This is a genomic window from Planococcus sp. A6, assembly GCF_028823615.1.
Taxonomy (GTDB): Bacteria; Bacillota; Bacilli; order Bacillales_A; family Planococcaceae; genus Planococcus.
In genome coordinates, this window is the sequence record NZ_JAPEHT010000029.1 from 21,140 (window position 1) to 31,072 (window position 9,933).

Sequence of the window (9,933 nt, forward strand, 5' to 3'; positions counted from 1 at the left end):
GTTGTTTTCAATATTACCTGCCCGAGCGAGGGCTTGTCAATGTGATTTTTCAAACTTTTTGTACAATGGAACGCGCCGGTCGTCGAATACCGGGATGCGGCCACGCACTTCATCTACTTCTGAAAGATCGATGTCGATGTAGCCGATGCCTTGTTCTTGCCCCATATCCATCCGCACTTCACCCCACGGCGCGATGACCATCGAATGGCCGCCGAACTCGTTTTTCGGGTCGCTGCCGATGCGGTTTGCCGCGATGATGAAGCATTGATTCTCGATTGCGCGCGCCTGCAACAGGATGCGCCAATGATCGATGCGCGCTGCTGGCCATTCCGCAGGCACGAAGATCGCTTTCGCGCCGTTCAGCGCTTGCGCCCGAAGCCATTCCGGAAAGCGGATGTCGTAGCAGATAACACCGCCATAGGTCTCCCCGTCCAGCTCGAATGTGCCGAGCGACTCGCCTTCCTCAAGATGGATATGTTCGTCCATCAAACCGAAGCGATGCGCTTTATCATATTCGGAAACGACCGCACCTGTACGGTCAACGACATACATCGTATTATAGAAACCATCTTTTTTCTTTGTGGACACTGAGCCCCCGACGATATGGACGCTATGCTCTTTGGCAAATTTTTTCAGGAAATCCGCAGTTCGGCCATTGTCGTCCGCGAGTTCGGCCAGCTCTGTTAACGCATATCCGGTGTTCCACATTTCTGGCAGGACGATAAGCTCTGCACCGTTTTCTGCCGCTTCTTCCAAATAGTTTTCCACACGCTGAAAATTCGTTTCGGGATCTCCGAAAGCGATATCCATCTGCACACAAGCGATTTTCATGTTCTCTCCCCCTGTAGACAGTTTAGATTAAACTCTATAAGATTTGAGGTAGATGTGCAATTATTTAGAAAACGAGGAGGATTCCATGGACTTTTCAAATCGCTTACAAAATCTTCCCGATCAATTTTTCGCCGCGCTTGTCGCAAAAGTGTCAAAAGCAGCCGATGAAGGGCGGGATGTTATCAATCTCGGTCAGGGAAACCCGGATCAGCCGACACCGCCGCATATCGTCAAAGCATTGCAAGACGCAGTGGCGGACCCGAAAACGCATCGCTACTCGCCGTTTCGCGGGCTCGGCACCTTGCGACAGGCTGCCGCGGATTTCTATAAGCGGGAATACGGTGTCGATATCGATCCGGACCTTGAAGTTGCCATTTTATCGGGCACAAAAATCGGCTTTGTCGAATTGCCGATCGCCCTTCTGAATCCGGGCGATTCACTCTTACTGCCCGATCCCGGCTATCCGGATTACCTGTCCGGCGCACCGCTTGCCGACATCGAACTCGATTTGATGAAGCTCGAGCAGGCAAATGGCTATTTGCCGAACTATGACGCAATGTCAGAGTCCATTCGCAATCGCGTCAAACTGATGTATTTGAATTACCCGAATAACCCGACCGGCGCTACAGCCACCCAGGCATTTTTTGATGAGACCGTGCAGTTCGCCAAAGAAAACGATCTTGCAGTAGTGCATGACTTCGCCTATGGCGGCATCGGTTTTGATGGGCAAAAACCGGTCAGCTTCCTGCAGTCAAAGGGGGCAAAAGAAGTCGGCATTGAAATGTATACTTTGTCGAAAACCTATAACATGGCCGGCTGGCGCATCGGTTTTGCAGTCGGCAATTCCAAGATGATCGAAGCCTTGAATTTGATTCAAGACCATTTGTTTGCAGGCATCTTTCCGGCTGTTCAGCTTGCCGCAGCTGAAGCACTCAGCGCCAGCCAAGCATGCGTCGATGAATTGGTCGAACTGTACGAAAAAAGGCGCCAAGTGTTGGTCGATGAGTGCCGCCGGATCGGCTGGAACGTGGAAGCGCCAAAAGGTTCGTTCTTTGCCTGGCTGCCGGTTCCGGAAGGCTTCACGAGCGTTGAATTCTCCGATTACCTGCTCGACCAAGCGGATATTGCTGTCGCTGCAGGAAGCGGCTTCGGCTCTGTCGGTGAAGGTTTTGTGCGTGTCGGCTTATTGGTCGACGAGCAGCGCATTAAAGAAGCGCTTGAACGCATCGAGAAATTGGGAATCTTCACTAAATAGGCAAATAAAAAAGAAGGCATTGCGCCTTCTTTTTTTATTTTGTATTAACGACCATTTCCATATCCCAATACAGGTCGGAACTGAAGCGGTCGTCCTGGTGCACTTGGGCAGCCAGCACATTCTCCCCGTCTTTCAGATACGCCAAGACCTCTTCATCCAAATAGATGCGTTCGATCCGGTCTTCGCTGCCGAAATCTTTATCACTCACCGCTTCCTGGTAGTCCTCAAAACCGAACTCACCTGTCTCCGGCATATTGAAGCGCATGATTTCTTCTCCGTTCAAATACAGGATGACCGCATCATCGACACCGAATTCCACATATCCGAGGTCGCCGATTTCTTCTAAATCTTCCACTTCAAATGCTGCTCTGAAATACGTCAATGCGATTTTTTCTGTCTCATCCCCGCCAAAGCCGACGAGCGTTTCCACTGATCCCAATTCCGGACGTTCTTCATCTTCCGGAAAGCCTAGCGGGCCAGCGCCTTGTGCCCAATCACTGTCATCGAAATCGGCTTCAATCCAGTCTTTTTTCTGGTCGCTGCCATCGTCCAGATAACGCCACTCACTGCCTGCTTCAAGCAGCTTGGTTTCTTCATGTGCCACCAATTCGAATTCAATCGCATTGCTTTCCCACACTTTATCGCCGTCTTTTACTTCTGCAAACACTTCCACTTTTCCAGGCTCCGCACCTTCTGCTGCCAGGACTTTCCCGTCTTTTATTTGGATGCCATCACTGCTCGTGCGGTACGTAACCGAGTCAGGCGAAATATCGTATTGGCCGCCTTCGACGTTTTCTCCTTTCAGCTTTAATTCCGTTTCCGGATAGAAAGAATTCTCTTCCGTTGCCAGCACGGTGCTGTTCGCTTCCAGTTCCACTTTTTCAAGCGCAGGCACGACCGTTTCGATGGATGGATCTTTAATGATCTCGTATTCATCGACCAGTTCTTCTGTATCCGTTCGGTAGGTTTCAAAGCGCAAACGCGTCGGCTCCACTTGGATATTCATATAAGTCGGCACGCCCCATTGTTCGCGTACCGCCGAATACGGTTCGCGTTCTGTCTGCATGCCGTAGAATTTACTGCCGCTCGCCGTGTTCCCTGTAATATAGACGGTGCCTTCCGGATTGACCGGCACCTCTCCTTGCATCATGTGATTTTTCAAAGGCTGGAAATTTTCCATCTGATAAGTTCTCACATAGGAATGGTCATGCCCCATCAATACCGCATCAAAACCGAGTTCGTCGATGGTTGGCACAAGCTGATCGCGCAAGTTCAATACGCTTTCGCTTTGTGAGTGGGCGGCGGCGCTATAAATCGAATGATGGAAAACAAGGATCTTCCATTTCCAGTCCCTATCGGCTGTCGCTTCTGCCGTTTCTTCCATGAATTGAATATGTTCTTCCGGATTCTGGCTATTGGAATTCAAATTCATGAACAAAGTATCCCCGTAAGAGAAATAATAATCGCCACCGGAATTATCGTAATTGCCGAGTTCCCAGTTTTCATTCGGGACATTGAAATGATAGGCATAATGATAGGTATCGTCATGATTGCCGATAGTAGTCGCCGTTGGATAATTGCGCAGCGGTTCAGGCGCGAAATAAGCCGCATATTCTTTTTCGGAATAGCGGGCGTCGACCTGATCGCCTGCGGAGAGGATAAAGCTCGAATCCGGATTCTGGCCAATTGCTTGCTGCAAGGTCTTGTCCCATCCTCTTTGATCTTCTGCGATATCGCCAGACGCGCCGATTTGCGGATCAGCGACCATCACAAATTCATACGATGAAGGGTCCTTAGTCTTGAAATGGAAAGCTTCTGTCCAATTGCCACGCCCATCTCCTAAACGGTACATATAATCCGTTTCATTTTCCAGCTGGGTGATCACCGCTTCATGGGCAGAATAGCCGTAAGTAGCGTTTTTCAACGATGCATCGACCGTTACCGCAGCGTTTTCCGGAAAATCCTCGGTGCCGGAAGAAACTTCTGCGTATTGCACCTGCCCGGCACGCATCGTTCTTGGTGAATACCATGAAAAGTTCATCTCCGACTCATCGCTCCCAGGCGCGAATGCGATATGGGAGGCAGGGTATGAATCATCCGCTTCGCTATTCAAAAAGCCCCTGTCCAAAAATAACAGCGAACTGGCAAGATGGGATTGAAAAGCCTGACGCTGCCCTTCCATTAAATGCGTCGCCCCGATTTCCAGTACGCCTTCTGCCGCTTCTGCTTGTCCCTCACCCAGCTGGAAAGCCGCACCTCCCGCAATCATCGCTATAAGAAAATATCTTCCTGCACTCCGCCACAACGCCTTCATTTCCCCACCCCTTCGTAAACAATCCGATCTATTGTTTTTCAAATATTCAGTAATTAAATTTTAACATAATTCAATTGGACTAAAAAGAAATAAAATGTGAATATTTAGAACTATTTAAAAGGAATTGAAATTCTTTCTGAATATCCATGGCTATTCCATAAGCAATGCTTCATCCATGTAAAGAAAAGAAAACCACAGCCACACAAAAAAGCTTTTTCCGAAGAGCCCCTGTTCAACGGAAAAAGCTTTTGCTAAACTTATCATTCATTCCACGAATCCAAACTCCCTGAAAGGCGCAAAGCGGAATTTCACTTCACCGATCACGTCTTGTTTCTGGATAAATCCCAGCACGCGGGAATCCGTGCTATTGCTGCGATTGTCGCCGAGGACATAATAGCAATCCGGGGGAACTGAAAATTCGCTGGCCAATTGGGGCTGTGCCGTGAATTTGTCATTTCCGCTTCCATCCAGGTAGGGTTCGTCCAGCGGCTGTCCGTTCAGGATAATCTCCCCACCCGACATCTTTATATGGTCGCCCGGAACGCCGATGACCCGCTTGATGAAACGGCTGCCGTCCGGTGCGAAAAACACGATTGTATCGAAGTTGGTGATTGCGGTCGCTTTGCTCAGCACTAATTTATCGTTTTCATAATAGCTTGGCTGCATCGATCCGCCTTCGACGATGACCGGTTCGAACAGGAACTGGCGGACCCCAAAGATGATCAATGCCGTCAGCAGCAGCACTTTCATCCATACAAGCATTTCTTTGACCGGATCTTCGTACACTGACTCTCCCCCGCCCCGCTTTTTTCTATAGTTTACTATAGCACCCCACGCCTTGCACTCCGAGATTTCTTGCCCGATAATGAGAACATGTGAGTTGAAAGAATTATCAGACACGAAGTCGGTTTCTATTTTAATTCAAAAGGAGTGGGATTGATGAAAACATTACCTGCACAAGATGTCATTTACGCTTTTTCCAACACACATGAACCGAGCTTGCGTGCAGCGCCCGGCGATACCGTGAAGATCGATACCTTCGATTGCTTTAAAAACCAGCTCCAGTCGAGTGACCAGGAAGTCGCCGCCATCGACTGGGACCAAGTGAATCCCGCGACAGGGCCGATCTTCATTGAAGGTGCCGAGATCGGCGACGTCTTGAAAGTGGAGATCAAAGACCTTGAAATCGGCGAGCAAGGCGTCATGGTCACAGGGCCAAACCTCGGCGTGATAGGCCACCGGATGGAAAAGATGGAATCGAAAATCATTCCCATTCAAAATGGCAAAGCGGTATTCAACGAGCGTTTGCAGCTCCCGTTGAATCCGATGATCGGCGTAATCGGCGTTGCACCGGAAGGCGAGCCCGTTTCATGCGGCACACCGGGTGCACACGGTGGCAATATGGATACGAAACTGATCACAAAAGGCGCCACGCTTTATTTCCCTGTGGCGGCTGAAGGCGCGCTGTTTGCACTTGGTGATTTTCATGCCGCGATGGGTGACGGGGAAATCAGTGTCTCCGGAATTGAAGTGCCCGGCAGCGCCACCGTCCAATTCGATGTCATCAAAGGCAACCGCCTGAAGCATCCCCTGCTCGAAAATGAAGAGGGCTTGGCGTTTCTTGTCTCGGCGATGACTTTAGATGAAGCCGTTTCCACTGCGGTCGAGGAGATGATCGATCTGTTGCTGCCTCAATCCGATCTGTCCGTCAGCGAAATGACGATGCTTATGAGTGCAGCCGGTGAAACGCAGATCAGCCAAGTGGTCGACCCTCTCGTGACGGCCAGGTTCTTTGTTCCACGTCATGTGCTTGAAGGATTGGGCTTCCGTTTATTTGCGTAATATGGAAATTATAAGGAGATGCCGGGCTATTTAGACGTCTGAATCGTCAGACTTTTGAGCGCCGAAAGATTTTATGTTACACTCAAGAAAAAATGTAGGTGATTAGAATGGTAGGAAGAAATGATCCGTGTCCATGTGGCAGCGGAAAGAAATATAAAAAATGTCACGGGAAACAACAGACAGTTTCCATCAATGATCTGGTGAACGAAGAGCTGTTCCAAGTCAGACAGCAATTCTTCTCGGAAAACCCGAACCGTGACCAACTGACGGATTTCCGCGAGCTCCAGCAGGAATGGCAGCCGCGCTTGATGAAATCGATGGCGGAAAACGATGCACAAGCATTCGTTATCGAAAACTTCCTGTTCATGCAGAAACCGGAACTATGGGAAAACTTCCTGTCTAAGCAGATCGAACAGACGCAGCGCCCAACAACGCAAGAAGTGTTGGAACAATGGTCCAACTTCCGTGTATTCCTCGGCCAATTGGTCTCAGGGGATACAGAAAAAGCGGAATTGAAAGACGCCTTTACCGGCGAAACTTACGTCATGGCAGACCAGCCGCCAACGGATATGGAAGAAGATCAAGGACTTCTTGCGATTCTTCTGCCGGATGCGCGAGCAGGCGAACAAGGCATCCTGTTCTTGAACGGCTATTTGACGATCGTCGGCAAATTCGCCCCATTCTTTGAGCAGCTGCAAAAGCGCATTGAAGAAAAAGGCGCTTCCGCGAACGAAGACTATCTTCGCGAGCATTATCTCGAAGTGGTCGAACATATCGTCCAATACTCGACAGGCGCTGTTGAGGAAAGCATCGAGCTTTCTCCGGAGCACCAATCTGTCATGGACGAATTGAAAAAGCACATTGACGAAGCGGACTTCGATGAAGAAACCGTGACCAATGTGACAAGCATCCTCAACAGCTACCTGGTCAGCCAGCAGCCGAACGTCCAGAAACCGGAAGCACTCGTTGCCGGCTACTGGCGTTTCCTGCAGGACCATGAACTCATTCAAGGACCGATGCTTTCTGCAAAAGACTTGAGTGAAAAATTCGGCGTTTCGTCCAGCACGATCTTGAAACGCTCTAAAGAATTCGGTTCATATTTCGAAGAATTGCTTGCTAAAAAATAATTAAGAAAAGCACCGGAATGCCTCCGGTGCTTTTTTATTCGTCTTTTTTTCGCCTGAATGTAATCAGGATGTACAATAAAATTCCGGAAACTGCGAAAAACAAGTACACGCGCCAAAACGGTCCGCTCAGCCAAGTGGCCGATGCAAAACCAAGCCAATTGTTCAACACCGTCACAAGAAACAGGGCAATGCTCAGGAAAAATACTCCCATGCCCAAAAAGCGGAAAATATTGCGGACAGCTTCCATTTTTTCACCTCTCCTCCTAACTCTTACTCCCCCTATTCCCGAAATAAGCTGGTTTGAACAGAAAAAACGCACCGCTTCGTGACAGAGTGTGTTTCATGCCTGCTGATTTTTTCTTTCCTATGCCAAAGCTATCCACAAAATACCGTTTCACTGACTTGCTTGTAGGGAAACCCCTTAATATATGCGAAAAAACAGCAGTTATGCACAATATTTATTAAAAAACCGTGAGTTATGTGGGTAAATGTCGAAATTTACAGTCGATTTTCATGAATAATGGACTTATCCACATGTTGATAAGTACATCTTATCTTTTCATATTTCAAAAGGAGGAAGAGCTGAATGTTTGAAATCACTTGGGATAGTTTTATCCGTATTGTCACGGTAGGTGTTCTGGCGTATATTGGGCTATTGATTTTTTTAAGAACTTCAGGCAAGCGTACTTTGACGAAACTCAATGCGTTTGATTTGGTCGTAACTGTTGCTCTCGGTTCCACTTTGGCGACGATTTTGCTGAACAGTCAAATCAGCTTATGGGAAGGCTTGACTGCATTTGCCGTCCTGATCGGGTTGCAGTATTTATTGACGTTTACAGCTGTCCGCTTATCGTGGTTTAACGATTTGATCAAATCCGAACCGCGCCTTTTGTTTTTGGAAGGTGAATTTCTAAAACAAGCCATGCGCAAGGAACGAGTTAAGGATATTGAAATCATGCAGGCGGTGCGCAATTCAGGCGAAGGCGACTTGCAGAATGTTAAAGCTGTCATTCTCGAGACCGACGGCAGCATGTCGGTCATCACCAATCAAGCAGGCAGCGCGCTTGCCAATGTTAAAGAGAACACAAAAAAGGATCCCTTATAGGATCCTTTTTTTATCTGGGTGTCTTCGCACGTTGTTTCCGGTGTTCCCGTCGCGCAGGCGCTGATTCGAAAAACAACTTCTCGCCTTCTGTTTCAGGATAGACGGGCGGTACCGGTGTTGGCTTACCATTCTCACCGATTGCGACTAGCGTCAAAAACGATTCGGTCGTCAAGCGTTCTTCCCCGGTTTCCAGATTCTTCGATTTGACGCGCACATATACTTCCATCGAAGTTCTTCCGGTTGATGTGACATTCGCTTCCAATTCCAGGACGTCGCCGACTTTTGCAGACGACAGGAAATCCACCGAGTCGATCGATGCCGTCACGACGATATGTCGGCTCGCATGTTTCATGGCCGAGATGCCGGCAATTTCATCGATATAGGCAAGCACTTTCCCGCCAAAAATCGATTCCATGTGATTGGTGTCAGGCGGAAGCACCAGCTTTGTCTGTATCGTCCGTGATTCGCGCATAGGTTTCGCTTCCATGTATTCTCCTCCTCTTTCTTCCTTAAGGCTATTCCCGCTGCAGAAATTTTTCAATCCCCGATAATTTATTCTACTGAAAATAAAAACCGAAATTCCTCCTTATGGTAAAGTGGAAAAAAGGGGGAATCAAGTCCATGTCTGATCTTTTTCAAATTCTTAACACACCCGATTTTCAATCAAAGGATTCGCTGAAGCGGCAATTGCAGCAACTCGGGATTGCTGCGGGCGATCACCTAATGGTCCATTCCTCACTGAAGTCGATGGGCTGGATTGCCGGAGGCGCGCAAGCAGTCGTCGAAGCCTTGATGGAAGTCATCACTCCTGAAGGCACTCTCGTCATGCCTTCCCAGTCTGCCGATAATTCCGATCCTGTCTATTGGATGGCTCCACCGATTCCTGAGAATTGGCATCAGCCGACACGCGACCAAATGCCAGCTTATGATCCCGATCTGACGAATATGCGCGGAATGGGGAAAATACCGGAATGCCTGCACCGCCATCCGGCGACAATCCGAAGTCCCCATCCGACTCATTCATTCATCGCCTGGGGGCGTCTTGCTGCTGAGTGGATGGCTGAACAGCCGCTGGAAGATTCGTTCGGCCCAGCCTCGCCTCTAGGAAAAATGATGGTGCATCAAGTGAAGATCCTGCTCATCGGGACCGGATTCGATTCGTGCACTGCGCTTCATTACGCAGAATTCCTGCAGCCGGAACGTTCGACTTCCCCCCAGGGCGCAGCAATGTACATCAACGGAGAGCGGCAATGGGCCACATATGATTGCGTCGATATGGATTCAGACCGCTTCCCAGACATCGCCAAAGACTTCCCTGGAACTATCACTGAAGGCGTTCTCGGACAGGCCGAAACCCAGCTCACTGAGATGCGGCCCCTTGTGGAGTTCGCTACCGATTGGCTCCAGCGAAATCCAGCGCCGCAAGAACAGCAGGAACAAAAAAATTAAACAAAATAGG

10 protein-coding genes are annotated in these 9,933 nt (G+C 49.0%); 5 read left to right on the forward strand and 5 right to left on the reverse strand.

All coding sequences use genetic code 11. The annotated features are described in order from the left end of the window. Nucleotides 1-36 precede the first annotated feature (36 nt). The gene (locus ON064_RS06415) at nt 37-831 is read right to left on the reverse strand and encodes a carbon-nitrogen family hydrolase (protein WP_274624123.1); all 795 of its coding nucleotides are present in this window, start codon (nt 829-831) and stop codon (nt 37-39) included. Between the two features lie 85 nt (nt 832-916). Here ON064_RS06415 and ON064_RS06420 point away from each other — a divergent pair, with 85 nt between their 5' ends. Next, nucleotides 917-2,086 carry a pyridoxal phosphate-dependent aminotransferase gene (locus ON064_RS06420; RefSeq protein ID WP_274624124.1) on the forward strand — a complete coding sequence of 390 codons (1,170 nt, stop codon included), beginning with the start codon at nt 917-919 and terminating at the stop codon, nt 2,084-2,086. A gap of 34 nt (nt 2,087-2,120) precedes the next feature. On the opposite strand, the gene ON064_RS06425 is transcribed toward ON064_RS06420, so the two are convergent. Both ON064_RS06425 and lepB read right to left on the reverse strand, forming a co-directional pair. Further along, the gene (locus tag ON064_RS06425; protein WP_274624125.1) at nt 2,121-4,400 is read right to left on the reverse strand and encodes a purple acid phosphatase family protein; all 2,280 of its coding nucleotides are present in this window, start codon (nt 4,398-4,400) and stop codon (nt 2,121-2,123) included. 264 nt (nt 4,401-4,664) lie between these two features. Further along, nucleotides 4,665-5,186, reverse strand: coding sequence for a signal peptidase I (lepB, locus tag ON064_RS06430; protein WP_274624126.1), 522 nt, complete (start codon nt 5,184-5,186; stop codon nt 4,665-4,667). A gap of 153 nt (nt 5,187-5,339) precedes the next feature. Between lepB and ON064_RS06435 the strand changes: the two genes are divergently transcribed. Both ON064_RS06435 and ON064_RS06440 read left to right on the forward strand, forming a co-directional pair. Beyond that, nucleotides 5,340-6,242 carry an acetamidase/formamidase family protein gene (locus ON064_RS06435; protein WP_274624127.1) on the forward strand — a complete coding sequence of 301 codons (903 nt, stop codon included), beginning with the start codon at nt 5,340-5,342 and terminating at the stop codon, nt 6,240-6,242. A gap of 107 nt (nt 6,243-6,349) precedes the next feature. Next, entirely contained in the window at nt 6,350-7,369 is a 1,020-nt protein-coding gene (locus ON064_RS06440; RefSeq protein ID WP_274624128.1) for an SEC-C metal-binding domain-containing protein, read from the forward strand. Nucleotides 7,370-7,403: 34 nt separating this feature from the next. Here the strand turns inward: ON064_RS06440 and ON064_RS06445 are convergent, their stop codons facing one another. Beyond that, nucleotides 7,404-7,616 carry a hypothetical protein gene (locus ON064_RS06445; RefSeq protein ID WP_121298738.1) on the reverse strand — a complete coding sequence of 71 codons (213 nt, stop codon included), beginning with the start codon at nt 7,614-7,616 and terminating at the stop codon, nt 7,404-7,406. A gap of 339 nt (nt 7,617-7,955) precedes the next feature. Between ON064_RS06445 and ON064_RS06450 the strand changes: the two genes are divergently transcribed. Beyond that, entirely contained in the window at nt 7,956-8,474 is a 519-nt protein-coding gene (locus tag ON064_RS06450; protein WP_274624129.1) for a DUF421 domain-containing protein, read from the forward strand. 10 nt (nt 8,475-8,484) lie between these two features. On the opposite strand, the gene ON064_RS06455 is transcribed toward ON064_RS06450, so the two are convergent. Continuing rightward, nucleotides 8,485-8,961: an acyl-CoA thioesterase gene (locus tag ON064_RS06455; protein ID WP_121298742.1), complete on the reverse strand. Its 477-nt coding sequence runs from the start codon at nt 8,959-8,961 to the stop codon at nt 8,485-8,487. Between the two features lie 134 nt (nt 8,962-9,095). Here ON064_RS06455 and ON064_RS06460 point away from each other — a divergent pair, with 134 nt between their 5' ends. Then, nucleotides 9,096-9,923: an AAC(3) family N-acetyltransferase gene (locus ON064_RS06460; protein WP_274624130.1), complete on the forward strand. Its 828-nt coding sequence runs from the start codon at nt 9,096-9,098 to the stop codon at nt 9,921-9,923. Nucleotides 9,924-9,933 lie beyond the last annotated feature (10 nt).

Excerpts from the sequence above, each read along its gene's own strand:
- ON064_RS06435 (WP_274624127.1), top strand. The coding sequence starts at position 5,340 with ATGAAAACATTACCTGCACAAGATGTCATTTACGCTTTTTCCAACACA.
- ON064_RS06425 (WP_274624125.1), bottom strand. The coding sequence starts at position 4,400 with ATGAAGGCGTTGTGGCGGAGTGCAGGAAGATATTTTCTTATAGCGATG.
- ON064_RS06450 (WP_274624129.1), top strand. The coding sequence starts at position 7,956 with ATGTTTGAAATCACTTGGGATAGTTTTATCCGTATTGTCACGGTAGGT.
- ON064_RS06455 (WP_121298742.1), bottom strand. The coding sequence starts at position 8,961 with ATGGAAGCGAAACCTATGCGCGAATCACGGACGATACAGACAAAGCTG.
- ON064_RS06420 (WP_274624124.1), top strand. The coding sequence starts at position 917 with ATGGACTTTTCAAATCGCTTACAAAATCTTCCCGATCAATTTTTCGCC.
- ON064_RS06415 (WP_274624123.1), bottom strand. The coding sequence starts at position 831 with ATGAAAATCGCTTGTGTGCAGATGGATATCGCTTTCGGAGATCCCGAA.
- ON064_RS06460 (WP_274624130.1), top strand. The coding sequence starts at position 9,096 with ATGTCTGATCTTTTTCAAATTCTTAACACACCCGATTTTCAATCAAAG.
- ON064_RS06445 (WP_121298738.1), bottom strand. The coding sequence starts at position 7,616 with ATGGAAGCTGTCCGCAATATTTTCCGCTTTTTGGGCATGGGAGTATTT.
- ON064_RS06440 (WP_274624128.1), top strand. The coding sequence starts at position 6,350 with ATGGTAGGAAGAAATGATCCGTGTCCATGTGGCAGCGGAAAGAAATAT.